Source organism: Bordetella genomosp. 13 (assembly GCF_007679965.1).
In the GTDB taxonomy this organism is placed as follows: Bacteria; Pseudomonadota; Gammaproteobacteria; order Burkholderiales; family Burkholderiaceae_B; genus Bordetella.
In genome coordinates, this window is the sequence record NZ_VEHL01000007.1 from 264,077 (window position 1) to 290,091 (window position 26,015).

The window sequence follows — 26,015 nt, forward strand, 5'->3', positions numbered from 1 at the left end:
ACCATCATGACGACATCCCATTCCGGCGCGCCAGGCAACGTCAACCGCCGCGACTTCCTGCGCAAGTCCGCCGGCGCCATGGGCGCCCTCACGGCCGCTTCGCTGCTGCCCGCCTCGATCCAGCGTGCGCTGGCCGTGCCCGCCAGCGTCCAGACCGGCACCATCCAGGACATCAAGCACGTGGTGATCCTGATGCAGGAGAACCGCAGCTTCGACCACTACTTCGGCACCCTGCGCGGCGTGCGCGGCTTCGGCGACCGCTTCCCGATCCCGCTGGCCAGCGGCAAGCCGGTGTACTTCCAGCCCAACCCCGCTGGCGGCCAGGACATCCAGCCGTTCCGCCGCGATTCCCGGACCAGCAATGCGCTGATCGGCTCCGGCACGCCGCACAATTTCCCCGACCAGCAGGCCGCGTGGAACCAGGGCAAGATGGATCGCTGGATCCAGTTCAAGAACCAGGCGACGATGGGCTATTTCCTGCGTGAGGACATCCCGTTCCAGTTCGCGCTGGCCGATGCCTTCACGATCTGCGACGGCTACCACTGTTCCATCCTCACCGGCACCGACCCGAACCGCATCGTGTTCTGGTCCGGCTCCAACTTCAATCCGGAATTGCGCAGCCTGGGCATCAACAGCACGGACGCCGATTCCGAACCCGTCAATTCGCGCTGCTGGCCCAACCCGTCCCGATGGGTCGCGGGCCGCGCGCAACAGGCCGACGGCTCGGGCCAGGTCGATCCCGGCACGGGCGCCTACAACTACCGGTACACCAACACGGCGTTCCGGTGGAAGACGCTGCCGGACGTGCTGCAGGAAGCGGGCGTCAGCTGGCACATCTACCAGAACATGAACAACAACTGGACCGGCGCCATGAACGGCTGCCTGGCGTTCCAGAGCTTCCGCACCGCGCAGCCCGGCTCGCCGAACTACGAGCATGGCCTGACGGGTGGCCCCGAGGCAGCCGACGGCCCCGTGAACTTCCTGGCGCAGTTGAAGCAGGACGTGGCCAACGGCACGCTGCCGCAAGTCTCGTGGGTGCTGCCGACGCAGGCGCTGGCCGAGCATCCCGGCAGCAGCGAAGGCGTTGCCGGCGCCGCGGATTTCATCTCCGACGTGCTGGACGCCCTGACGTCCAATCCCGAGGTCTGGAGCAAGACGGCGCTGTTCGTGACCTTCGACGAGAACGATGGCTTCTTCGACCACCTGGCAATGCCGGCCGTGCCGTCGTACGACGCGGACGGCAAGCTGATGGGCAAGTCCACCGTACCGCTGGACGGCGAATACTTCGACGCGTCGGTCGGCAGCTACCTGAGCGCCGCGGACACCACCAGCGGCAAGATCCGTCCGTGGGGACTGAGCTCGCGCGTGCCGATGTACGTAGTGTCGCCGTGGAGCAAGGGCGGCTGGGTCGATTCGCAGGTGTTCGACCACACCTCGGTCGGCATGTTCCTGGAGAAGCGCTTCGGCGTCACCGTGGATGCCATCAGCCCGTGGCATCGCGCGGTCTGCGGCGATCTCACCTCCTGCTTCGACTTCGCCACGCCGAACGATCCGGCCGTGCCCACGCTGCCCGACACCAGCAACTATCCCGCGGTCAATGCCGCGCAACGGCTGCTGCCCACGGCGCCCGTCACCACGGCCCCCGCCACGCCGCAGCCCCTGTTCCAGGAATCCGGCACGCGCCCGTCGCGCGCCCTGCCGTATGAACTACACACCAGCGCGCGCGTGGCCGCGAACGGCAAGGTCACGCTGATCTTCAGCAACACCGGCTCGGTCGGCGCGGTCTTCCACGTGTACGACAGGAAGCACCTGAACCTGATCCCGCGGCGCTACACCGTCGAGGCCGGCAAGAGCCTGGAAGACGTGTGGGATACCACCGCGGACGGCGGCGACTACGACCTGTGGGTCTACAGCACCAATGGGTTCGTGCGCACGTTCGGCGGCAACACGGGCAGCGGCGCCGCGCTCGAGCTGCAGGTCTGCTACGACATCGCGGTCGGCTCGGTATACGCCAAGGTGAGCAACCACGGCACCGGGGACGCGCAAGCCTCGCTGAAGGCCGAGGCCTACCGCGGCGACGGCCCCTGGACGCTCGACGTGCCGGCGGGCGGCGTGGCGGAGCATCACTGGCCCCTGGCAGACAGCGGCAACTGGTACGACTTCACGCTGGCCGCCAACGGCCTGTCGCGCCGCTTCGCGGGGCGCGTCGAGACCGGCAAGCACAGTGTCAGCGACCCGGCGATGGGCGCGGCGATTCCTTCCTGACGACCTCACGACGGGCCGGCGCCGCCGGTCCGTCGACCTTCCTCCTATCGGACTTTCCATGAAGCAGATCCACCCGGCCCCGCACGGGCCGCGCATGGGCGCGGGCGCGCTCGCGCTGCTGATGGCCTCGCTGGGCGCGAACGCGCTGGCGCAGCCCGTTCCCGACCCGTCCAACGTCGCCATCGGCGACGGCGCCGGCGCCAACGTCTCCACCAAATGGAACCTGGCCATCGGCGAGGACGCGGGCACCAACGTATCGGGCAAGAACGCCAACCAGGCCATCGGCTTCAATGCCGGCCAGAATGTTGCCGGCGGCTGGAACCAGTCGTTCGGCCGCAGCGCGGGCCAGAACGTCACCGGCGACTACAACCAGGGCATCGGTTTCTGGGCCGGCACGGGCGTGACCGGCAGCCAGAACAACGCCATCGGCTCAAACGCCGGCCGCAACGTGTCGGGCAGCAACAACCAGGCGCTGGGCAATGGCGCGGGCCAGAACGTCAGCACCAACTGGAACGTGGCCATCGGTGAAGGCGCGGGCTCGAACGTGGGCGGCAAGAACGCCAACCAGGCGATCGGCTATTACGCGGGCACCAACGTCAACGGTGGCTGGAACCAGTCGTTCGGCCGCAGCGCCGGGCAGAACGTCACCGGCGACTACAACCAGGGCGTCGGCTTCTGGGCCGGCACCGATACGGTGGGCAACAACAACACGGCGATGGGGTCGAATGCCGGCCGCAACGTCGCGGGCGACGGCAACCAGGCCGTGGGCCAGGAGGCCGGCCGTGGCGTGACGGGCAACAACAACCTGGCCGACGGCGTGTACGCCGGCCAGGACGTGCGCGGCAGCGGCAACCAGGCCCACGGCAACAACACCGGCCGAGGCGTCACCGGCAACAACAACATGGCGACCGGCTCGTACGCAGGCGCCGGCGTGACCGGCAACAACAACGTCGCCACCGGCATGGGCGCGGGCCGCAACGTCGTGGGCAACGACAACGTGTCCAGCGGCACCGGCGCAGCCATCGACATGCAGGGCAGCCAGAACGTGGCGATCGGCTCGGACGCCGGACGCTCAGTCGCCGCCGACCGCTCGGTCGCGGTCGGCGCGGGCACGCGCGCCGCCAGCGACGGCGTGGCCGTCGGCACCGCGGCCTCAGCGGGCGCCGATGGCGTGGCGATCGGCGCGGGCAGCACGGCCGCCGCGGGCAGCGTGGCGATCGGCGCCGGCTCGCAGGCCACACGGGGCGCCCAGGAGGCCTACCAGGGCTATGCCAGCGACGCGCCGCAGGCCTCGGCCGGCGAAGTGAACGTGGGCGGACGGCAGTTGACCGGCATCGCGGCGGGCAGCCAGGACGGCGACGCCGTCAACGTGGCCCAGCTGCGCTCGGTGAACGAGCAACTGAGCAGCAGCGTCGCGCGCAACGAGCAAGGTCTGGCCCGCCTGCGCGCGGACGTGCAGCAGATGGAACGCGGCCTGCGCGGCGGCGTGGCGGCCGCGATGGCCACCGCCGGCCTGCCGCAGGCCTACCTGCCCGGCCACAGCATGGTGTCGCTGGCCGGCGGCGCCTGGAACGGCGAAACGGGCTATGCGATCGGCATCTCGCACATCGTGCCCAATGGGCGCTGGGTGGTGCGAGCCGCCGCCAACGCCACCTCGCGCGGCGACCTGGGCGGCACGGTGGGCGCGGGCTACCAGTGGTAAGCGCCTGGGGTGCGGCGGGCCGGCCGGCCTACCGCACCTGCAGGTAGAAGATCCCGCGGCCGCGGATCAGCGTGATCAGCAACGGCTGGCCGTCCAGCAGCTCGAGCAGGTTGCGCAGGTCCGACAGCCGGCTGACCGGCCGCTGGTTGATGCCGATGAGGATGTCGCCGCGCCGCAGGTTGGCCGCCGCCTGGCTGCGGCCGGGATAGGTGGCTGTCACCAGCAGGCCGTCGTTGCCCTGGCGACGCTGCGCCAGCGACATCTCGGCAAGCTCGATGCCGTTCAGGCGGGCGTCCAGCGTGCCGGCATGCAGTCGCTCGTCCTTCTCGGGCTCGATGCGCAGCGTCACGTCCATCTGCCGGCCCGCGCGCCGCAGCGTCAGGCGCACCTGCTGTCCCACCGGCAGCAGGCCTTCGGCGTTGTGCAACTGCTGGCTGGTGGCGATCGCCCTGCCGTCCAGCGCGACGATCACGTCGCGCGCCAACACCCCGGCCTGCTGCGCCGGCGTGCCTTCGCTGATGCGCGTGACCACCACGCCCGTGGCCGTAGGCGCCATGCCCAGCTGGCTGGCCAGAGACGGATTCAGGTCCAGCACGTCCAGGCCCAGCGTGCCGCGCAGCACGCGGCCATGCGCCAGCAGCTGGCGCATCACGTCGCCCGCCAGGTTCGACGGAATCGCGAAGCCCAGGCCCACGTTGCCACCCGAGGGCGTGTAGATCATGGTGTTGATGCCGACCAGTTCGCCGCGCAGGTTGACCAGCGCGCCGCCCGAGTTGCCGGGATTGATCGAGGCGTCGGTCTGGATGAAATTCTGGTAGCCCGCCGCCCGCAGGCTGGAACGGTCCAGCGCGGACACGATGCCCGACGATACCGACTGGCCCAATCCGTACGGGTTGCCGATGGCCACGACGAAGTCGCCGACCCGCACGCCGCTGGAATCCGCCAACGGCAGCGCCTGCAGCCGGTCGGCCTGGATGCGCAGCACGGCGATGTCGGTATCCGGGTCGCTGCCCAGCACCTGCGCTGGCAAGCTGCGGCCATCGACCAGCGACACCCGTATGGACTGCGCCCCGCGCACCACGTGGTGATTGGTCAGCACATAGCCCTGCGCGGCGTCGACGATGACGCCCGAGCCCGAACTCTGCCGCGCCCGGTTCGGCATGCGGCCGAAGCCGGCGGCCTCTTGATTGCTGCCCAGCGCCACGATGCTGACCACCGACGGCGTGACACCCTCGAGCATGGGCGCCAGCGACGGCAGCGGCGCGCCGTCGACGATGGCCGGCAAGGCGCCGCGCGCCGCGGGCGCACACGCCGCCAGGCACAGCGCGGCCAGCATCCGGCGGCGGGAAACGGACGGCGCAGCCGCCTTGAATGCATGCATAGCTGACATGGAAAAGAAAACGGCGGGCCCGGGGCCCGCCATTCTATAGGCTTGCCGCCCGGCACGACATCATGCCGCGGCAGCCGCGCGACAGGGCCCCATGGCCCCTGTCGCGGCAAGACGCATCAGCCGAAACGGCCCGTGATGTAGTCTTCGGTTTCCTTGCGGGCCGGCTTGACGAAGATCTGGTCGGTTTCGCCGAATTCCATCAGCTCGCCCAGGTACATGTAGGCGGTGTAGTCCGAGCAACGGGCCGCCTGCTGCATGTTGTGCGTGACGATGACGACGGTGTAGTCGTTCTTCAGTTCGGCGATCAGTTCCTCGACCTTGGCGGTCGAGATCGGATCCAGCGCCGAGCACGGCTCGTCCAGCAGCAGCACTTCGGGCTTGATGGCCACTCCGCGCGCGATGCACAGACGCTGCTGCTGGCCGCCGGACAGGCCGTTGCCGCTCTGGTGCAGCTTGTCCTTCACTTCGTTCCACAGGGCCGCCTTGGACAGCGCCCATTCGACGCGCTCGTCCATCTCGCCCTTGCTGAGCTTCTCGAACAGACGCACGCCGAAGGCGATGTTGTCGTAGATGCTCATGGGGAACGGGGTGGGCTTCTGGAACACCATGCCGACCTTCGCGCGGATCAGCGAGATGTCGGTCTTGGAGGTCAGCAGGTTTTCGCCGTCGAGGATGATCTCGCCCTCGGCGCGCTGGCCGGGGTACAGCTCGAACATGCGGTTGAACGTGCGCAGCAGGGTCGACTTGCCGCAGCCCGACGGGCCGATGAAGGCGGTGACCTTGTTTTCGCGGATCGACATATTCACGTTGCGGATCGCATGGAATTTGCCGTAATAGAAGTTGAGGTTCTTCACCTCGATCTTGCTTTTCGTAGCGGTAGCGATGTTGTCCATTTGGCTTTCCTAGTGCCGGCGCCCCTGGCGCCGGCTGGCGATCATTTACGGAACAGGTTGCGGGCCAGGATGTTGATGCCGAGCACCAGCAGGGTGATCAGCGTGGCGCCTGCCCAGGCCAGGTCGTTCCAGTCCTTGAAGGGGCTGGCCGCGTACTGGTAGATGACGACCGGCAGGTTGGCCATCGGGCCGTTCATGTTGGTGGACATGAATTGGTTGGACAGCGCGGTGAACAGCAGCGGCGCGGTTTCGCCCGAGATGCGTGCGATGGCCAGCAGCACGCCCGTCATGATGCCGGTCTTGGCGGCGCGATAGCAGATCATCATGATCATGCGCCACTTGGGGCAGCCCAGCGCGGCGGTGGCCTCGCGCAGGCTGTTGGGCACCAGCAGCAGCATGTTGTCGGTGGTGCGCACCACGACCGGGATCACCAGGATGGACAGCGCCAGGGCGCCCGCCCAGCCGGAGTAGTGGCCGACCTGGGCCACGTACACGGCGTAGATGAACAGGCCGATGATGATGGAGGGAGCCGACAGCAGCACGTCGTTGAGGAAGCGCGTGGCCGGCGCCAGCCAGCCCCGCTGGCCATACTCGGCCAGATACGTGCCGGCCAGGATGCCGATCGGCGTGCCGATGATGGTGCCGATGGCGGCCATCAGCACGCTGCCGAAGATCGCGTTCAGCAGGCCGCCCTGCTGCCCCGGCGGGGGCGTGATCTCGGTGAACAGCGTGAACGACAGGGCCGGCGCGCCCTTGGTCAGCAGCGTCAGGATGATCCAGAACAGCCAGAACAGGCCGAAGATCAGGGTGATCATCGACAACGTCAGCATCACCTGATTGGTGAAGTGGCGCCGACGATAGATCGGGTTGTTCATGTTGAGGGCCGATTGAGCCATTTCGTATTCTCCGTTCGGACCCGGGATCAGGACTTCTTGCCTTGCGAGGCGGACAGGCGCAGCAGCATGACCTTGGAAATGGCCAGCACCACGGTGGTGATCATGAACAGGATCAGGCCCAGCTCCAGCAGCGCGGCGCGCTGGATGCCGGCGGCTTCGTTGAACTGGTTGGCCAGCGCCGAGGCGATGGAGTTGCCGGGGGCGAACAGCGATTCCGACAGGCGGAAGGCGTTGCCGATGACGAACGTGACCGCCATGGTTTCACCGAGCGCGCGGCCCAGGCCCAGCATGATGCCGCCGATGACGCCCGAACTGGTGAAGGGCAACACGACGCGCCACATCACTTCCCAGGTGGAGCAGCCCAGGCCGTACGCCGATTCCTTGAGCATGGCCGGCACCAGTTCGAACACGTCGCGCATGACGGCCGTGATGAACGGGATGACCATGATGGACAGGATCAGGCCGGCGGTGAAGATGCCGATGCCGAACGCCGGGCCCTGGAACAGCATGCCCACGCCGGGAATGCCGCCCAGCACCGAAATCAGGGTGGGCTGCACGTACTGCTGGAACACCGGCACGAAGACGAACAGGCCCCACATGCCGTAGATGATGGACGGAATGGCGGCCAGCATCTCGATGGCGGTGCCCAGCGGGCGGCGCAGCCAGGCGGGCGACAGCTCCGTCAGGAAGATGGCGATGCCGAACGACACCGGCACGGCGATGATCAGGGCGATGAACGAGGTGAGCAGCGTGCCGACGATGGGCACCACCGCGCCGAACACCTGGTTGACCGGATCCCATTCGTTCAGCCACAGGAACGACAGGCCGTACTTGGAGATGGATTCATGGCTGCCGTAGATCAGCGACACCATGATCGCCGCCAGCAGCATGAATACGAAGAACGCGAAGAATCGCGTGAGGTTCTTGAACAGCTTATCCATCAGCGCGTTGTTGTTTTGGCTGGCAGGCGGAGGGGTCCCGGCGGTCATGACCGGAGACGACGTCGCTCTGTCGGATGGAATCGAGGCGCTATTATCCATTACCGCGCTCATGGATGGGCTTTCCTTGGGAAATCTCAGAGATGAAAAGGGGCGCCCAATGATTTGTGCGCCCCCCGGGTCTGCTGGCGCCGGCGCCTGGCCGGCCCCTGCTGCGGTTTGCACGCCCAGGTAAAGCGCCTCTACCTGGGCAACCGCGATCGGTTACAGCTTACTGCCAAACGGCCTTGCCGTCGGCCGACTTGACTTCCGACTTCCACTGACCGCGGATTTCGTCGGTCACGTTCTGGGGCAGCGGCACGTAGTCCAGGGCTTCGGCGGCCTTGCCGCCGTTCTTGAAGGCCCAGTCGAAGAAGTCCATGACGGCCTTGCCTTGCACGGGCTTGTCTTGCGACTTGTGGATCAGGATGAACGTGGCGGCGGTGATGGGCCACGAGGCGTCACCCGGTTCGTTCGTCAGGACCACGCCCATGCCGGGGGCGCTCTTCCAGTCGGCGTTGCCGGCGGCAGCGGCGAAGGCCTTCTGCTCGGGCTGGACGAACTTGCCGGCGGCGTTCTGCATTTGCGTCCAGGCCAACTTGTTCTGCTTGGCGTAGGCGTATTCGACGTAGCCGACCGAGTTCTTCAGCTGGCCGACGTAGGCGGCGACGCCTTCGTTACCCTTGCCGCCCTGGCCGGTGGGCCATTTGACGTCCTTGCCTTCGCCAACCGACGACTTCCACTCGGCGTTGACCTTGGACAGGTAGTTCGTGAAGCCGAACGTCGTGCCCGAGCCGTCCGAACGGTGCACCACGACGATGTCGGCCGAGGGCAGCTTGACGTCGGGGTTCAGCGCCTTGATGGCGGCGTCGTCCCACTTCTTGATCTTGCCCAGGTAGATGTCGCCCAGGACCTGGCCCGACAGCTTCAGTTCGCCGGCCTTGACGCCGTCGATGTTCACCACGGCAACCGTGCCGCCGATGACGGCGGGGAATTGCAGCAGGTTGTTCTTTTGCAGGTCGTCGGCCTTCAGGGGATCGTCCGAAGCGCCGAAGTCGACGGTCTTGGCCTTGATCTGTTGCTGGCCACCACCCGAACCGATCGACTGGTAGTTGACGGCGTTGCCCGTGGCAGCCTTGTAGTCCGACGCCCACTTGGCGTAGACCGGGTACGGGAACGAAGCACCGGCGCCGGTGACATCAACGGCGTGGGCGGCGAAAGCGGCCGCGCTCAGGGCGACCGTCAGGGAAACTTGCTTGAAGACACGTTTGAGCATCGTGGTTCCTGTGCTTGTTTGAGGAATTCCGGCGAGGGTCCAGGTACATGGCCTTGACCGACAGGCGCATCTTAGAAGTCGAAAATGACAAGATAGTGACAGTCACAAATGGGCTGTGCGGTGCACAAAAGCAACGTTCCCGCTTTTCAGGGACGGGACAGTTATATGTCCCTGAAAAGGCGGCGAATTGTATGTTGCAGTGCAGTGCCGACGGGCCGAATGCGCCTGTCAAGAAGCGTAAAGCCGGCGAAAAAAGGTGCAAGGCCGCCATGCGGGGCAAGATGCGGCCCAGGTCCGATTCGCAGGCCTGACGGCAATAAAACGACAGCCTACTGCCCCAGCGTGCGCATCAGGTACGTGTGCACGTCGTAGGCTTCGCGGCGATTGCGCACCCGTGCATAGGTGCCGTCGGGCTGCTGCTGCCAGGAGAGCTGGTTGTCGCGCAGCGCGAAGGTGAAGGCCTCGTCGATGACCCGCCGCTTCAGCGTCTTGTCGCGTACCGGGAACGCGACCTCGACGCGGCGGAAGAAATTGCGGTCCATCCAGTCGGCGGACGACAGGTAGACGACTTCCTTCCCATCGGCATGAAAATAGAACACCCGCGAATGCTCCAGGAACCGTCCGACCACCGAACGCACCCGGATGTTCTCGGACAGGCCCTTCACGCCCGCCCGCAGGGTACACACGCCGCGGATCACCAGGTCGATGCGCACGCCGGCCTGGCTGGCCTGGTAGAGCTCGTCGATCACCCGCTCTTCCAGCAGCGAGTTCATCTTGGCCATGATGTGCGCGCGCTTGCCGGCGCGGGCCGCCTCGGCCTCGGCGCGGATCAGGCCCACCATGGTGTCGTGCATGGTGAAAGGCGACTGCAGCAGCGCCTTCAGCGAGCGGCGCGCGCCCAGGCCGGTCAGCTGGCCGAAGACCTTGTCCATGTCCTCGCAGAGATCGGGATCCGCGGTCAACAGGCCGAAGTCGGTGTACAGCCGGGCCGTGCGGGGATGGTAGTTGCCGGTGCCCAGGTGAGCATAACGGCGCAGCCGGCCGTTCTCGCGGCGCAACACCAGCGCCATCTTGGCGTGCGTCTTGTGGGCCACCACGCCGTACACCACGTGCGCGCCGACCTCTTCCAGGCGGGCTGCCCAGTTCATGTTGGTCTGCTCGTCGAAGCGCGCCATCAGCTCCACGACCACGGTGACTTCCTTGCCGGCGCGCGCGGCGGCCAGCAGGATCTTCATCAGCTCGGAGTCCTCGCCGGTGCGGTAGATGGTCTGCTTGATGGCCATCACGTCCGGGTCCAGCGCCGCCGCCGTCAGGAAGTCGATGACGGGCTGGAACGACTGGTACGGGTGATGCAGCAGATGGTCGCGCTCGGCCACGGCGGCGAACAGCTCGGCCGGTTTGTCGCCGACCCGGTCGAACGGCGCGGGGACCACTGCGTGGTACGACGGGAACAGCAGATCGGGGCGCGCATCGTTGCTGCACAGCTGCATCAGGCGCGACAGGTTCACCGGGCCGTTGACGCGGTAGGTGTCCACCGGCGTCAGCGAGAACTCGCGCTGCAGGTAGGCCTCGAGGTCGGGCGGCGTCAGCCGGTCGATCTCCAGGCGCACCGCCGCGCCGAAATTGCGCTGCGACAGCTCGCCCTGCAGGGCCAGGCGCAGATTGGTCACTTCTTCTTCGTCGACGAACAGGTCGCTGTTGCGGGTGACGCGCCACTGATAGCAGCCGCGGATCTCCAGCCCCGGGAACAGCTCGCCCACGAAGGCGCGCAGCAGCGAGGTCAGCAGCACGTAGCCGTCGGGGTGGCCCGAGACCTCGGCCGGCATGCGGATCAGGCGCGGCAGCGCGCGCGGCGCCTGCACCACGGCGATGGACGCGCGGCGCCCGAATGCATCGGCGCCGGACAGCGCCACGATGAAGTTCAGGCTCTTGTTGTAGACGCGCGGAAACGGATGGGACGGATCCAGCCCAATGGGCGTCAGCAGCGGCATGACCTCGCGATTGAAGACGTCGCGCGCCCATTCGAGCTGCTGTTCGTTCCATTCGGACGCGTGCAGCAGCACGATGCCCTCGGCCTGCAGGCCCGGCAGGATCTGGCTGTTGAGCAGCTCGTACTGCCGCTCGACCAGCTTGTGAACCTTGGCCTGCACCCGCTCGAAGGCCTCGCCCGGCGTCAGCCCGTCGCAGCCGATCGACCCTGGCGTCAGCCGCTGCTGCTCTTTCAGGCTGGAAATGCGGATCTCGAAGAACTCGTCCAGGTTGGAACTGACGATGCAGACGTAGCGCAGCCGTTCCAAAATGGGCACGCGGGGGTTCTCGGCCAGTGCCAGCACGCGCTCGTTGAACTTCAGCAAGGAAAGTTCGCGGTTGAGCATGCGCGGTTCCGCGTGACGCGGGGCCGTGGCGGCCACATCGGCGGCCAGAGAGTCCTGGGTGTGCTCGAGTTCCTGGTCTGTCATGGAAGAAATGAAGATGAATGATGCCCGTCACGCTGGCGTATTCAGCGGCCCGTCCGTAAGGGTACGCGAAATCATTGCCGCTGCGCGCCCGCCAAGCCATTGTTCCGCAAGCAGAAATGCAAACCGTGCCCGCCGAGGCGGTCCTCTAACTATAATTCCGGTTGATCTATAGCCTTACAACGAGCCGCATGGACCATCTATTGGCCGCCGTGGACCTGGGGTCCAACAGTTTTCGCCTCTCGATCGGGCGTGTCGTCCAGCACGACGGCGTTGCGCAGATCTACCAGATCGACCGCCTGAAAGAGACCGTGCGCCTGGCCGCCGGCCTGGATGCCGACAAGCGCCTGAGCGCCGACGCGGTCGAACGCGCGGTCGCCGTGCTGCAGCGCTTCGGCGAGCGCCTGCGCAGCTTCCACCCCAACCGGGTGCGCGCGGTGGCCACCAACACGTTCCGGGTGGCCCGCAACACGCAGGAATTCATGCCCCAGGCGGAAGCCGCGCTGGGCTTTCCCATCGAGGTGATCGCCGGCCGCGAAGAGGCCCGCCTGATCTATCTCGGCGTCATGCACAGCCTGCCGCCCTCGGCCGAGAAACGCCTGGTCATCGACATCGGCGGCGGCTCCACCGAGGTCATCATCGGCAAGGGCTTCGAACCCAACCTGATGTCCTCGCTGTACATGGGCTGTGTCAGCTACAGCCGCCAGTTCTTCAGCGACGGGCTGGTCGACGCCCATCAAATGAAGCAGGCCGAACTGGCCGCGCGGCGCGAGATCGAGGTCATCGCCAAGCAATACCGCAAGACCGGCTGGAAGGAGGCCTACGGCTCGTCCGGCACGGCCAAGGCGCTCTTCGCCATCCTGCAGGAGTGCGGCTTCTCGCAGGAAGGCATCACGCGCGCGGGCATGAACAAGCTGAAGGAGCGCATCATCCGTTCCGGCCGCGTCATCCCATCGGAACTGCCGGGCATCAAGCTCGAGCGCGCCGACGTGCTGCCGGGTGGCCTGGCCATCATGAGCGCCCTGTTCGACGAACTGAACATCGACGTCATGCACACCGGCGACGGCGCGCTGCGCCTGGGCGTGCTGTACGACCTGCTGGGACGCGACGACGAACACGACAAGCGCGACGAATCCGTGCGCCAGTTCATGAAGCGCTACCACGTCGACGCCAACCAGGCGCGCCGGGTGCGCGCGGCCGCGCAGGGCTTCTACGACAGCGTGGTCACCGAACCCACCGCCGAGACCGCCCACCTGCGCCATGCGCTGGGCTGGGCCGCGGACCTGCATGAAGTCGGACTGTCGATCGCGCACAACACCTATCACAAGCACACCGCCTACGTGCTCGAGAACGCAGACATGCCGGGGTTCTCACGCGCCGACCAGCAGCTGCTGGCCATGCTGGCCCTGGGCCACCTGGGCAAGCTTGCCAAACTGGAGCCGCTGGCGCCGCAGCGCCATCAGTGGATCGCGATCCTGTGCCTGCGCCTGGCGGTGCTGCTGTTCCGCCGCCGCGAAGACATCTCGCCCATTCCCGTGCGCTTGTCGGTGAAGGGCGATTCGATCGTCGTTCGTGTGGATGGCGCGTGGCTGGCGGGCCACCCGCTGAGCGATTTCACCTTGCGCGCCGAAGAATCGGAATGGCGCAAGGTCGGTTTCTCGTTCGAGTTGCTCGAACTCTGAACGAAAAAAGCCGCGTCACGCGACGCGGCTTTTCGATTTCGAGGCAGGTCACCCGCGCTGGACGACCTGTATCTTTCCCGCCGGCCCGTCAGAACGGGGCCAGGTCGGTTTCCCGTTCGAGCTGATCCAGCTCCAGAAGAAGCTGCCGCGTCACGCGCTGCATAAACCGTAGGTGGGCGCGACGCAGCAATTGACGCATGATCAGCGCTCCGCGCGATCCAGGCCGAAATGGCGGCGATATCGCTCGTCCATGCCTTCCATGGTGAGCAGGACCGGGAAGTCGGCGGCGTTGAAGTCCGGGTCCCAGGCGGGTTCGCCACAGACCTTGGCGCCCAGCTTCAGGTAGCCCTTGATCAGCGGCGGCACGCGCGCCGGCAGCGTGCTGTTCAGGCGCTCGACCGGATAGCGGTGCAGCGGCTTGACGCGCGGCGTGCTGGGATCCTGCAGGTGCTTGGAGACGGTGCGCCACACTTCGGCGGCGGTGACGCCGTCGTCGCGCAAGCTGACACTGGCGCAGCCCAGCAGGTAGCTGTAGCCGCCGCGGCGCAGGAACTCGGCCAGGCCCGACCACAGCAGCATGATGACCGCGCCGCTGCGGTGGTCGGCATGCGTGCACGAACGGCCCACCTCGACCAGTTGCTCGCGCAGGTTGCCCAGGCCGGACAGGTCGAATTCGGATTCGGAATAGTAGCCGCCGGCTTCGCGGGCTTTTTCGGGGGTCAGGATGCGATAGGTGCCTACTACGCGATTGGTGTCGAGTTCGCGTACCATCAGGTGCTCGCACCACGGGTCGAAGCGGTCCTGCTCGATGCCGTCCTGGGCATCCGGGAAGACGGCGCCCATGTCTTCGGTGAATACGGTATAGCGCAGGCGTTGGATCTGCTCGACTTCCTCGCTGGTGCGAGCCAGTCCGACAGCGAGTCCGCGCGGGGCGGGACCCGACCAGTTCTGAGCGCCCTCGGCGGTGCCAGTATCGATGCGTGCTAGTTCAAGCATTGCGCGGAACTCCTAAATATCCTGCCAGTTTGGACGCGCGTCATGTCAGTAATCTGACTGTTATGTTACGTGATTGTGAAGTTTATGCCTGATGAAGCCCGAGCGGGCGGCACGAGTCGGCAAAGTAACCACTTGATACGATGCCGGCGGCGCGGCTGTCCTGCGACAGGAAACCGCGCCGTAACCAGGCGGCCGTTGCAGCCGCCCGGGTCAACAAAATGTCAGGCGGACAGGGCGTCCGCCAGGCGCTGGGCGCAGCTGCCGGCAAGCTTTTCGTCTTCGGCCTCGACCATCAGACGCAGCTTGGGTTCGGTGCCCGAGGCCCGGATCAGCACGCGGCCGCGGCCGGCCAGTTCGTCCTCGACCGACTTGCGCGCGGCGGCCAGGCCCTGGTGGGTCTTCCAATCCAGCCCGGGCGCCAGCGGCACGTTGATCATGGTCTGCGGATACATGCGCAGGTCGCCCACCCAATGCGCCAGCGGCTCGCCGCCGCGACGCAGCGCGGTCAGCACCTGCAGGGCGGCGATGATGCCGTCGCCCGTGGTGTGGCAATCCAGGCACAGCAGGTGGCCCGAGCTCTCGCCGCCATACATCCAGCCGCGTTCCAGCAACTGCTCCAGCACATAGCGGTCGCCCACGTTGGCGCGCTCGAACGGCACCTTCAACTGCTGCAGCTGGCGTTCCAGGCCATAGTTGGTCATCAGCGTGCCGACCACGCCGGCCACCGGGCCGCGTTGCAGGCGCTCGCGCACGATGGCGTACAGCAGTTCGTCGCCGTCGTAGATGCGGCCCTCGCCGTCCACCATCTGCAGCCGGTCGGCGTCGCCGTCCAGCGCAATGCCCAGGTGCGCGTTGCGGGCCTTCACTTCCCTGGCCAAAGCCTCGGGGTGCAGCGCGCCCACGCCTTCGTTGATGTTGAAGCCATCCGGCGAGACGCCGATGGCATGCACTTCGGCGCCCAGTTCGCGGAACACGTGGGGCGCGGTGTGATACGCCGCGCCGTGCGCCGCGTCGATCACCAGGCGCATGCCGTTCAGGTCGAGATCGGACGGGAAGGTGCTCTTGCAGAATTCGATGTAGCGGCCCTGTGCGTCCTGCATGCGGCGGGCACGGCCCAGCTCTTCGGAGCGCACGCAACCCAGGGGCTGCTCGAGTTCAGCCTCGATCTCGGCCTCGATCTCGTCGGGCAGCTTCATGCCCTTGGCCGAGAAGAACTTGATGCCGTTGTCCTGGTACGGGTTGTGCGAGGCGCTGATGACGATGCCGGCCACCAGGCGCAGCGCGCGCGTCAGGTAGGCCACGGCGGGCGTGGGGATGGGACCAGCCAGCAGCACGTCGATGCCCGCCGCCGACAGCCCGGCTTCCAGCGCGGATTCCAGCATGTAGCCCGAGATGCGGGTGTCCTTGCCGATGACCACCTGCGGGCGGCCGCCGCCGCGGATCGCCTGCTTGCGGGCCAGCACCTTGCCGGCGGCATAGCCCAGGTGCAGAGCAAAGCCCGGATTGATCGTCGGGCCGCCGACCTCGCCGCGCACCCCATCGGTACCGAAATACTTGCGTTGACTCATGAACGTATGGCTCCTTGTTCCGCGGAATGCCAGACCTTGAGCGCGTCGACCGTTTCGGCCACATCGTGCACGCGCACGATGGATGCGCCGCGCGCCACGCATGCCAGCGCGGCGGCGATGCTGCCAGCCAGGCGATCCTGCACGGGCTTGCCCGTGACGGCGCCGATCATGGACTTGCGCGAAAGGCCCACCAATAGCGGGTAGCTGGAAACACGCAGGCTGGACAGCCTGCGCAGCAATTGATAATTCTGGTCCATCGTCTTGCCGAAGCCGAAGCCCGGATCGAGCACGATGCGGCGCGGATCGACCCAGGCGGCCCGCAGCCGCTGGGCGCGCGCGCCCAGGAACACGCCGATCTCGCCCAGCAGGTCGGAGTACTCTGGCGCTTCCTGCATGGTGCGCGGCTCGCCTTTCATGTGCATGACGCACACGCCGCAGCGCGACTGCGCCACCGCCTCGATGGCGCCGGGTTGGCGAAAGCCGTAGATGTCGTTGATCATGTCGGCGCCCGCGTCCAGCACCGCACGCATGACCTCGGGCTTGAAGGTGTCGACGGACAACGGCACGCCGCAGTCGCGCAACGCTTCGAGCACGGGCAGCAGGCGCGCAAGCTCGTCCTGGATGGAGACGGGCTCGGCGCCCGGCCGCGTGGACTCGCCGCCCAGGTCGAGGATGTGGGCCCCGTCGGCGATGAGCCGCCGCGCGTGCGCCACGGCGGAATCGGTGTCGTCATGCGCACCGCCGTCGGAAAACGAATCCGGCGTGACGTTGACGATGCCCATGACCAACGGGCGCTCGAGATCGAACTCGAAGCGCCCGCACAGGAAGGTATTTGCCATGAAGCTGGCAGGCTACGGCCGCGAAGCGGCCGTCAGACGGCGGCTGCCGTGCTGCCGCCCGCGGCCAGACCGGATGCCGGAGGCGTATCGGAGGAGTCGGACGGGCCTTGTGGCGTCTTGGGAGGACGCGGGGGACGATTGTTGATGATGTCGTCGATCTGGTCCGAGTCGATGGTTTCCCATTCGAGCAGCGCGGCCGTCATGACCTCGACCTTGTCGCGGTTGTCTTCCAGGATCTTGCGCGCGACGCCATACTGCTCGTCGATGATGCGACGGATCTCGGAATCGACCTTCTGCATGGTCGCTTCGGACACGTGGGTGGTCTTGGTGACGCTGCGGCCCAGGAAGACCTCGCCCTCGTTCTCGGCATAGACCATGGGGCCCAGTTCGTCGGTCATGCCGTAGCGCGTGACGATGTCGCGGGCGATGGCCGTGGCGCGTTCGAAGTCGTTCGAGGCGCCCGTGGTCATCTGGTCCATGAAAATCTCTTCGGCGATACGGCCGCCGAACAGCACCGCGATGGTCGACAGCAGGCGCTGCTTGTCCATGCTGTAGCGGTCGTTCTCGGGCAGCTGCATGGTCACGCCCAGCGCGCGGCCACGCGGGATGATGGTGACCTTGTGCACCGGATCGGTCTTGGGCAGCATGCGCGCGACGATGGCATGGCCGGATTCGTGGTACGCGGTGTTCTTGCGTTCCTCTTCCGGCATGACGATCGAGCGGCGCTCGGCGCCCATGATGATCTTGTCCTTGGCCTTCTCGAAGTCGGACATGTCGACGGTGCGGCCGTTGCGGCGCGCGGCGAACAGCGCGGCCTCGTTGACCAGGTTGGCCAGGTCGGCGCCGGAGAAGCCCGGCGTGCCGCGCGCCAGGATGGTGGCGTCGACGTTGGTGGCCAGGGGCACCTTGCGCATGTGCACCTTGAGGATTTGCTCGCGGCCGCGGATGTCGGGCAGCGGCACCACGACCTGGCGGTCGAAGCGGCCCGGGCGCAGCAGCGCGGGATCGAGCACGTCGGGACGGTTGGTGGCGGCGATGACGATGACGCCCTGACCCGACTCGAAGCCGTCCATCTCGACCAGCATCTGGTTCAGGGTCTGTTCGCGCTCGTCGTTGCCGCCGCCCAGGCCGGCGCCGCGCTGGCGGCCGACCGCGTCGATTTCATCGATGAAGATGATGCAGGGCGCGTGCTTCTTGGCGTTTTCGAACATGTCGCGCACGCGGGCCGCGCCCACGCCGACGAACATTTCGACGAAGTCGGAACCCGAGATGCTGAAGAACGGCACCTTGGCCTCGCCGGCGATGGCCTTGGCCAGCAGCGTCTTGCCGGTACCGGGCGAGCCGACCATCAGCACGCCGCGCGGGATGCGGCCGCCCAGCTTCTGGAACTTGCTGGGGTCGCGCAGGAAGTCGACCAGTTCCTGGACGTCTTCCTTGGCCTCGTCGCACCCGGCGACATCGGCGAAGGTGATCTGGTTGGTGTTCTCGTCGAGCATGCGGGCGCGCGACTTGCCGAAGCTGAAAGCGCCCCCGCGTCCGCCGCCCTGCATCTGCCGCATGAAGAAGATCCACACGCCGATCAGCAGCAGCATGGGGAACCACGACACGAAGATGCTCATCAGCAGCGACGGCTCTTCGCGCGCCTTGCCGGACACCTGCACACCGTACTTGAGCAGATCGGAGACCATCCAGAGGTCGCCGGGCGACGTCAGGGTGTACTGGCGGCCCGCGTCGGGGGTGACGTAGAGCACGTCGCCCTGCACGTCGACCTTGCGGATGCGGCCCGCCTTGGCGTCGTCCATGAACTGGGTATACGTGACGCCGTCCTGGCTCTGTGTACGGCCATCGAACTGCTTGAATACCGTGAACAGCACCAGTGCGATCACCATCCAGACCGCGACTTTAGAAAACGAATTGTTCAAGGTCGATCTCCTGCTCTCGATTCCGACCGGTGGCTGCGATCGATATCTGGATTGCCCCCGCGGAGACACCCCGGAAGCGCAGCCACTTTTTCATGTGAATGACTCATTCTACCCTGTCGGGACAGAACGCGTTTTGGCGACGTTGCGCGCAGTTAACCGGGACGGACCCGGCGTGGAACCTCAGCAGCAGTTACAGATACCGGGCGACCTCGCGCGCCCGGCTACGCGTGTTGTTTCAGGTAGCGGCCGACCAGGAACGTCTCGGACGACTTGTCCCGCGACGCCTTGGGCTTGCGCTCGACCACCCGGCGGAACCGCTGCTTGAAGGACTCCACGATCTGCGAGAACCCGCTGCCATGGAATGCCTTCACGATCAGGGCGCCGTCGGGTTTCAGATGCGCGCAGGAGAACTCCAGCGCGAGATCGCAGACGTGCTGGATCCGGGCCGAGTCCGCCACACCGACTCCGGACAGGTTGGGGGCCATGTCGGAAATTACAAGGTCCACCGCCTGCGACCCGAGCATTTCCTTCAATTGGTCGAGAATGGCGTCCTCGCGGAAGTCGCCCTGGAAGAATTCGACCCCCGCCACGGGCTCCATGGGCAGGATGTCCAGCGCGATGATGCGGCCGTCCACCACCCCGCCCGGCCCCGCCAGGCGTTCGCGGGCCACCTGCGACCAACTACCCGGCGCCGACCCCAGGTCAACGACCACGTCGCCACGGCGCAACAGCTTTTCGGTGTCGACGATCTCGATCAGCTTGAACGCCGCCCGAGCCCGATAGCCTTTCTGTTGCGCCAGTTTGACGTACGGATCGTTGATGTGCTGGTGAATCCAGTCTTTGGAGAATTTATTCTTGGCCATTCCCGTACAATTCCACGCATGCCTATATTAGAACTTACCTCTCGCGAACGCAGTGAATTGCGTTCCGCGGCCCACCCGTTGCGGCCGGTCGTGTTGATCGGTGACAACGGCCTGACCGAAGCCGTTCTCAAGGAGATCGACTCGGCCCTGAACGCGCATGGCCTGATCAAGGTGCGCGCCGGCGGCGAAGACCGCGAATCGCGCGAGGCCATGCTGGCCACGATCTGCGACACGCTGTCCTGCGCCGCGGTGCACCACCTGGGCAAGATGCTGATCCTGTATCGCCGCCAGCCCGGCAACGTGCCGGCCGCGCCCAGCGACGAAGGCAAGCTGCCCAAGCGCAAGGCGTCCGAACCCTACACGCCCAAGAAGCTGGCCGCCGAAGGCAAGCGCATCACCAAGGCCCGCGCCCCGCGGCGCACCGACGAGGACGACGCCGCCCCCGCGCGCCCGGCTCGCGACGCGCTGCAGGCCGGCCGGCCACCGCGTCCCAGCACCCGCAAGGCGCCGGACCACGGCGTACCGCGCCGTGCACCGGGCAGCGCACTGAGCCTGCGCGCCGGCGCCCGCCGCAGCGCCACCGGCCCCGCCCGCAAGACCAGCAGGACCGTCAAGAAATAATGATATCCGGATCGGTGGGGCGGCTGCCCTGCCCCGGAAGACGCCCGGCCTTCGGCCGGGCCTGACAGCCTGGGGGCCGGCCGCGCCAAGCGGCGCCTGTCGGCCCGCGCTGCGCTCAGATGTAGCGCACGTTGATCACTTCGTATTCGCGCACGCCGGACGGCGCCTTCACTTCCACCACGTCGCCTTCGGACTTGCCGATCAGGGCACGCGCCACCGGGCTGGACACCGAAATCAGGTTGGACTTGATGTCGGCCTCGACGTCGCCCACGATCTGATAGGACAGGCGCTCGCCGGACTCCAGGTCCTCGATCTCGACCGTGGCGCCGAACACGGCGCGGCCTTCGCCCTCGACCGCGGTCGGGTCGATCAGGTGGGCGTTGGAGAGCGTGCCTTCCAGTTCGGCGATACGGCCTTCGATGAAACCCTGGCGCTCGCGCGCGGCGTCGTATTCGGCATTTTCCGACAGATCACCCTGCGCACGCGCTTCGGCGATGGCATTGATGACGGAGGGGCGCTCGACGGTCTTGAGCCGGTGCAGCTCTTGGTTCAAGCGCTCGGCCCCGCGCACGGTCAAAGGAATGGCAGCCATGTCGTTTCCCAAACAAAAGTAGAAAACGCCCCCGATGGAGCGTTTCTGGGTGGAAGGCCGGACGGACCGCCAGGCGGGTTTCGCTGTGAAACCGGCCGCTGTACCGGACGAATGAACATCCAAAGGGGGACGGTCGCGGGCGCGCGGCCTGCGAACGCAGTGTTGTGTCCCCTCTTATGGATCGTACCGGCCGCATTGCGGGCTGCTCGTCGCAGCGACATGGGCGGCTGGGCGTCGACCAAAACAAAACCCCGGCTCGGGTCGGAACCGGGGCATATCAGGCGTCATTGTGGTCAAAGTCGCTGGGAATTGCAAGGCCTGCCCGGAGGGCGGCCCTGCCGAGGGCCCCGCGACGCGGCGGAACCGGGCGGGGCCGCCGCGCCGGGCCCGCCGCCCTGCCGCTACGGGCGCAGCACCGTGAGCAGTTCGCGGAACACGCTGTCGGTGATGCCCACCCGCGCCTCGCGGCCGGTGATGGCGCCCAGCCCGGCGGCCGACAGGTCGAAGTCGGCCGATGCCGTGCCGTCGCGTGCGGTGGACACGTCGACGTCTTCGCCTGCGAAGCCGCCTTCCTGGCCGTTCAGGTACAGGGCGATGGCGGTGGCCACGGCGGGGTTGGCGCCGGTGGCCGACACCGTCAGCGGGCCGCCCTGGTAGCTGGCCAGCGGCGCCGACGTGGCGACCTGGGCGAAGCTCGCCTCGCGGATCTCGGCCAGCGTCAGCGGGCGTGCCACCCGGCGGCCGGCCGTGATGTTGAACGAGGTGTTCGTGATCTTGGCCACGTCGCCGTTCGGGGTGTAGCCGGTGATGGTGTAGAAGGCGTTCTGCGGGATCGCTGCGATGGCCGTGTCGCTGGCGCCTGCGGTGGCCACGCCCGAGCACGTGCTGGCCAGGCGGTAATAGCGCTGTCCGTCCAGGCTGCCCTGCCCGGCGATGGTCCAGTAGCCGCCCATGCCGGGACGCTGGTAACGCACGCCGCCGGACGGCAGGCCGGGGCCGGTGACCACCGCGTACGCGGCGGCGCTGCTGTTGCCGACGTTGATGTCCTCGATGAGGAACTCCAGCCCGGTGATGAGGCAACCGTCGCCCGCATTCTTCACGTGCAGCGACACCGCGTCGATGGACAGCGTGCTGCCGTCGCCGCGCAGGCGCCAGACATTGTCCGTGCCCTTCACCACCTGGAAATTCTCCTGGATGCTGAAGACGACACCGTTCTTGTCCTTGTGCGTGAAGTCGACCCAGGCGCGCGGCGCCGTGTTCTCGGTATCGAGCACATAGTTCATGCGGCGGATCGCCACGTCGGCGAAGCTGGCGCCCACCAGCGAGGGATCCTCGGCCAGTTCGCCGGCGAACTGGGCGGCCGTTTCGTCCTGGTGCCGGAAGCCGTAGGTGTCGCGCGGGGAACCGTCCACCAGGTAGGCCCGTATGGCTTCCGAGGAGGGCGCACCGTCGGCGAACTGCGCGGTGAAGCGGGCCAGCATGGCCCGGATGGCATCGATGTCGGCGGCGGCCGTGTCCATGCCCTGCGCCGGCAGGGTGGGCGCGTTGGCTTCCTGGGCGGCCCTGGTCGACAGGGAGTCCTGGATCTGCTGCTGCGTGACCAGGTTGGTGATGGTGGCCACGCCTTCGTCCACGCTGACCCGCAGCACGTCCAGCGCCTTGTCCAGGGCGCTGGCCTGCGGCGTGAACGAGGTGCGCAGCAGGTCGATGCTGTCCTCGACGCCCATGGCCTGCAGCACCGGCAGCAGCTTGGCCTTCAGCGCGGCGACTTCGGCATCCAGTTCCGGGGCGGTCAGCGTGCTGAAATTGCCGCTGTCGAAGTAGTTAGAGGCCAGCTGACCAGCGATGTTGGCCACGATCAGGTCGGTCAGTTGCGTGATGTTGATGGTGCCGTTGGCGTCGGCGGCGGTCGCCGCGGAATGCAGGACGGTCCTGCGGCCGCTGACCGTGCCTTCCGCGCGGAAAAGGAACGGGGCCGTCATGCCCGTGACGTCGACGGTATAGCTGCCGTTCTCCCCGATGCTGACGGTCTTGCTGGCGCCCGCGGCGTCCTTCACCGTGACGGTGCCGATCAGGGGCAGGCCCGATGCCGCCGACCCCTTGATCACATTGCTGCTGGGCTCCGGAATGGTCGTGGTCGGCGGATTGCCGTTGCCGGTGTCCGAGTCATCATCGTCGTCTCCGCCGCCGCCGCCGCAAGCCGACAGCGCGGCCGAGACGGCCAGGACCAGCGCGCACATCCGATAGGGCTTTCTCATGGAATCTCTTTCCCATTTATGTAGTGTGAGAGATTCGCACTCTAGGGAGCGCCCCCGCGGACGACAATACCGCATATAGGGTATGACAAGCGTGTATTTTCAGGCCTATTCCGGGCGTCGCGCGCCACCGCGCAGCAGCGCATACAGGATGATGGCGCCGAAGGTGGCGGTGCCGATGCCGCCCAGCATGAAATCGCCCAGCTTCAGCGTGAAGTCGCCGGCCCCCAGCACCAGCGTGACGGCCGCCACGATCAGGTTGCGGTTGTCGCTGAAGTCGACGCGGTTCACCACCCAGATGCGGGCGCCGGCGATGGCGATCAGGCCGAACACCACGACCGACATGCCGCCCAGCACGGGCCCGGGGATGGTCTGGATCAGGGCGCCGAACTTGGGCGAGAAGCCCAGCGCGATGGCGATCAGCGCCGCGACGACGAACACGATGCTGGAATAGATGCGCGTGACGGCCATCACGCCGATGTTCTCGGCGTAGGTGGTGACGCCCGTGCCGCCCACCGCGCCGGACACCATGGTGGCCACCCCATCGCCGATGAAGGCGCGTCCCAGGTAGCGGTCCATGTCGCGGCCGGTCATGGCGCTGACGGCCTTCAGGTGGCCCAGGTTTTCGGCGACCAGGATGATGGCGACCGGCACGATGAGGCCCATGGCATCGGCGCGGAACACCGGCGCGGCGAAATGCGGCAGGCCCAGCCAGGCGGCCGCGGCCACGCCGGAGAAGTCGATGGGCTTGCCCAGCCCCAGGCCATTGGCGCAGAACGCATAGATGGCACAGGCCAGCAGCAGGCCCACCAGGATCAGCAGGCGCTGCACCATGCCGCGCGTGAACACGGCGATGCCGCCCACGCACAGGATGGTGACCAGGGACATGGTGGCGTCGAACGTACTCTGTCCCATGGCGCCCTTGGCCGCGATGGGCGCCAGGTTCAAGCCGATCACGGCCACCACCGCGCCCGTGACCACGGGCGGCATCAGCGCCTCGATCCAGCCGGCGGCGCGCCGGCCCGCCGCCGACACGCCCACGCCGATCAGCGCATAGACCAGGCCGCAGGCGATGATGGCGCCCAGCGCCACGCCGATGTTGGGGTTCGGGCCGCCGCCCGCGTAGCCGGTCACGGCCACCACGCCGCCGATGAAGGCGAAGCTGGAACCCAGGTAACTGGGCACGCGGCCACCCACGAACAGGAAGAAGATCAGGGTGCCGATGCCCGACATCAGGATGGCGACGTTGGGGTCGAAGCCCATCAGCAGGGGCGCCAACACGGTCGAGCCGAACATGGCGACCACGTGCTGGGCGCCCATGGCGACGTTCTTGGACCAGGACAGGCGTTCGTCCGGCGCGATGACGGCGCCGGGCGCGGGATCGTCGACCACGCGCCAGCGCGGGAAGTAGGAATCGGACATGGAACCCCCGTGAGTTCTGAGCTATTTATAAGGTGATGGCGGCAAGCGCGCGCCAGTGTAAAGGCTAACGGCCGCGGCCCGATAGGCCGTGGCCCGGGCAGCGGTTAAGTCCGCCCGGGAACGGGCCGTAGATACAACACTCCCTCCCTTTCGCCGGAGCCGACATGGCCCTCGATCCGATTTCCAGCGCCCCCGCGTTCGGCCTGCTGGGCGCGAACAAGTCCAAGGCTTCGGATGCCGCCGACAGCAAGGATCCCATCGACCGGGCGTTGAAACAGCTCGAGCGGCGGCTGCAGCAGATCATGCGGCAGATGCAGCAGGTGCGCGACGGGGATATCCGCAAGGAAGACAAGGCCAGCCAGCTGCAGGGGCTCAATTCGCAGGCGGTCATGATCCAGGGCCAGATCCAGAAGCTGATGCAGGCCAAGCTGAAGATGATGCAGGCGGCCGCCAAGGGCTGACCCGGCCATTTGTCGGGCCGGCCGCGGGCGCGCTAAGCTGCCGGCTGCGGCGCGGCTGGCGCGCCGGACGGCGCCGCGGGAGGCCATGAACGTTGCTTCCGCATGGACTTACGCATGACTGAATTCTGGTTCATCCGCCACGGCGAGACCGCCTGGAACCTGGAACGCCGCCTGCAAGGCTGGAAAGACATCCCCTTGAATCCGCTGGGCGTCGACCAGGCGGCCCGGGTGGCGGACAGGCTGTACACCGAAGCCCGCCAGACGCCGTTCGCAGCCCTCTACAGCAGCGACCTGCAGCGCGCCCACCACACCGCCGTGCCCGCCGCCGAGAAGCTGGGCCTGCGGGTGCGCACCGAACCCGGCCTGCGGGAACGCGGCTTCGGCGTGCTGGAAGGCCTGTTCTACGACTCGCTGGACGACCAGGCGCCCGAGGCCGCCGCGGCCTGGAAGAGCCGCGATCCCGTGCGCACGCTGGAAGGCGGCGAGACGCTGGGCCAGTTCCAGGCGCGCATCGTGGCCGCGGTGGACGACATCGCCGTGCGCCATGCCGGCGAACGCGTGCTGGCCTTCACCCACGGCGGCGTGCTGGACATCATCTGGCGCCACGCCAAGGGCCTGCCGCTGAACGGCCCGCGCGACACCGTGATGCTGAACGCCAGCATCAACCGGGTCGGCGTCGAGAACGGCCGCTGGCAGGTGCTGGGCTGGGCCGACGTGGCGCACATGGACGAACGCGTGCGCGACGACGTCGTCTGAGGGCCTGGGCAGGCCTGCCCGCGCCTTGTTCAAAAAAATTCCGCCCCTCGTGGAGCCCTTCCCTATAAGCTCAATTTAACGTCAGCAAACGCTCAATTGACCGTCAGCGAAATCGCAAAAGACTGTCAGACTTTGCGTTCATGATGCGTCCCGATTCGTGGATGGCTGCCGCAGAAATGTCGT

General features: G+C 67.0%; 20 protein-coding genes. 6 read left to right on the top strand and 14 right to left on the bottom strand.

What is annotated here, in order from left to right; genetic code table 11:
* The first annotated feature begins 6 nt into the window (after positions 1-6).
* Together FS845_RS18120 and FS845_RS18125 are read left to right on the top strand one after the other, a co-directional pair.
* Positions 7-2,265 (top strand): phosphocholine-specific phospholipase C, encoded by a 2,259-nt coding sequence (locus tag FS845_RS18120; RefSeq protein WP_144637861.1) that lies wholly within the window; start codon positions 7-9, stop codon positions 2,263-2,265.
* Between the two features lie 58 nt (positions 2,266-2,323).
* Positions 2,324-3,967: a YadA family autotransporter adhesin gene (locus FS845_RS18125; RefSeq protein ID WP_144637863.1), complete on the top strand. Its 1,644-nt coding sequence runs from the start codon at positions 2,324-2,326 to the stop codon at positions 3,965-3,967.
* Positions 3,968-3,995: 28 nt separating this feature from the next.
* On the opposite strand, the gene FS845_RS18130 is transcribed toward FS845_RS18125, so the two are convergent.
* The 6 genes from FS845_RS18130 to ppk1 form a co-directional block, all read right to left on the bottom strand.
* Positions 3,996-5,357, bottom strand: coding sequence for a trypsin-like peptidase domain-containing protein (locus FS845_RS18130; protein ID WP_260986338.1), 1,362 nt, complete (start codon positions 5,355-5,357; stop codon positions 3,996-3,998).
* 116 nt (positions 5,358-5,473) lie between these two features.
* Positions 5,474-6,250, bottom strand: a complete 777-nt coding sequence (pstB, locus tag FS845_RS18135) for a phosphate ABC transporter ATP-binding protein PstB (RefSeq protein WP_066406371.1) — start codon at positions 6,248-6,250, stop codon at positions 5,474-5,476.
* A 41-nt stretch (positions 6,251-6,291) separates the two neighbouring features.
* Positions 6,292-7,146, bottom strand: coding sequence for a phosphate ABC transporter permease PstA (pstA, locus tag FS845_RS18140; protein WP_144637865.1), 855 nt, complete (start codon positions 7,144-7,146; stop codon positions 6,292-6,294).
* A gap of 26 nt (positions 7,147-7,172) precedes the next feature.
* Positions 7,173-8,198 carry a phosphate ABC transporter permease subunit PstC gene (gene pstC, locus FS845_RS18145; protein WP_144637867.1) on the bottom strand — a complete coding sequence of 342 codons (1,026 nt, stop codon included), beginning with the start codon at positions 8,196-8,198 and terminating at the stop codon, positions 7,173-7,175.
* A gap of 157 nt (positions 8,199-8,355) precedes the next feature.
* Complete coding sequence (gene pstS, locus FS845_RS18150; RefSeq protein WP_144637869.1) at positions 8,356-9,399, bottom strand: phosphate ABC transporter substrate-binding protein PstS; 1,044 nt, start codon at positions 9,397-9,399, stop codon at positions 8,356-8,358.
* 329 nt (positions 9,400-9,728) lie between these two features.
* A complete protein-coding gene (ppk1, locus tag FS845_RS18155) occupies positions 9,729-11,858 on the bottom strand; it encodes a polyphosphate kinase 1 (RefSeq protein ID WP_144637871.1) in 2,130 nt (709 codons plus the stop codon).
* Positions 11,859-12,046: 188 nt separating this feature from the next.
* On the opposite strand from ppk1, the gene ppx reads away from it, so the two are divergent.
* The gene (gene ppx, locus FS845_RS18160) at positions 12,047-13,537 is read left to right on the top strand and encodes an exopolyphosphatase (RefSeq protein WP_144637873.1); all 1,491 of its coding nucleotides are present in this window, start codon (positions 12,047-12,049) and stop codon (positions 13,535-13,537) included.
* 201 nt (positions 13,538-13,738) lie between these two features.
* Here ppx and FS845_RS18165 read toward each other — a convergent pair whose 3' ends face one another.
* The 5 genes from FS845_RS18165 to FS845_RS18185 form a co-directional block, all read right to left on the bottom strand.
* Positions 13,739-14,533 (bottom strand): GNAT family N-acetyltransferase, encoded by a 795-nt coding sequence (locus FS845_RS18165; protein WP_144637875.1) that lies wholly within the window; start codon positions 14,531-14,533, stop codon positions 13,739-13,741.
* A gap of 221 nt (positions 14,534-14,754) precedes the next feature.
* On the bottom strand, positions 14,755-16,101 hold the full coding sequence (gene glmM, locus FS845_RS18170) for a phosphoglucosamine mutase (protein WP_144637877.1): 1,347 nt from the start codon (positions 16,099-16,101) through the stop codon (positions 14,755-14,757).
* Positions 16,098-16,940 carry a dihydropteroate synthase gene (folP, locus tag FS845_RS18175; RefSeq protein ID WP_144637879.1) on the bottom strand — a complete coding sequence of 281 codons (843 nt, stop codon included), beginning with the start codon at positions 16,938-16,940 and terminating at the stop codon, positions 16,098-16,100. The genes glmM and folP overlap by 4 nt, the downstream gene beginning before the upstream one ends.
* A 32-nt stretch (positions 16,941-16,972) precedes the next feature.
* Positions 16,973-18,862 (bottom strand): ATP-dependent zinc metalloprotease FtsH, encoded by a 1,890-nt coding sequence (gene ftsH / locus FS845_RS18180; RefSeq protein ID WP_144637881.1) that lies wholly within the window; start codon positions 18,860-18,862, stop codon positions 16,973-16,975.
* A gap of 221 nt (positions 18,863-19,083) precedes the next feature.
* Positions 19,084-19,725: an RlmE family RNA methyltransferase gene (locus tag FS845_RS18185; protein WP_144637883.1), complete on the bottom strand. Its 642-nt coding sequence runs from the start codon at positions 19,723-19,725 to the stop codon at positions 19,084-19,086.
* Between the two features lie 18 nt (positions 19,726-19,743).
* Here FS845_RS18185 and FS845_RS18190 point away from each other — a divergent pair, with 18 nt between their 5' ends.
* A complete protein-coding gene (locus FS845_RS18190; RefSeq protein ID WP_144637885.1) occupies positions 19,744-20,346 on the top strand; it encodes a YhbY family RNA-binding protein in 603 nt (200 codons plus the stop codon).
* A 115-nt stretch (positions 20,347-20,461) separates the two neighbouring features.
* On the opposite strand, the gene greA is transcribed toward FS845_RS18190, so the two are convergent.
* The 3 genes from greA to FS845_RS18205 form a co-directional block, all read right to left on the bottom strand.
* Entirely contained in the window at positions 20,462-20,938 is a 477-nt protein-coding gene (greA, locus tag FS845_RS18195) for a transcription elongation factor GreA (protein ID WP_144637887.1), read from the bottom strand.
* Between the two features lie 401 nt (positions 20,939-21,339).
* Positions 21,340-23,196, bottom strand: coding sequence for a hypothetical protein (locus FS845_RS18200; RefSeq protein ID WP_144637890.1), 1,857 nt, complete (start codon positions 23,194-23,196; stop codon positions 21,340-21,342).
* A 105-nt stretch (positions 23,197-23,301) separates the two neighbouring features.
* Complete coding sequence (locus FS845_RS18205) at positions 23,302-24,615, bottom strand: solute carrier family 23 protein (protein WP_144637892.1); 1,314 nt, start codon at positions 24,613-24,615, stop codon at positions 23,302-23,304.
* 164 nt (positions 24,616-24,779) lie between these two features.
* Here FS845_RS18205 and FS845_RS18210 point away from each other — a divergent pair, with 164 nt between their 5' ends.
* Both FS845_RS18210 and FS845_RS18215 read left to right on the top strand, forming a co-directional pair.
* Positions 24,780-25,076: a hypothetical protein gene (locus FS845_RS18210; protein WP_144637894.1), complete on the top strand. Its 297-nt coding sequence runs from the start codon at positions 24,780-24,782 to the stop codon at positions 25,074-25,076.
* Positions 25,077-25,190: 114 nt separating this feature from the next.
* Positions 25,191-25,832: a histidine phosphatase family protein gene (locus FS845_RS18215; RefSeq protein WP_144637896.1), complete on the top strand. Its 642-nt coding sequence runs from the start codon at positions 25,191-25,193 to the stop codon at positions 25,830-25,832.
* The last annotated feature ends 183 nt before the right edge of the window (positions 25,833-26,015 follow it).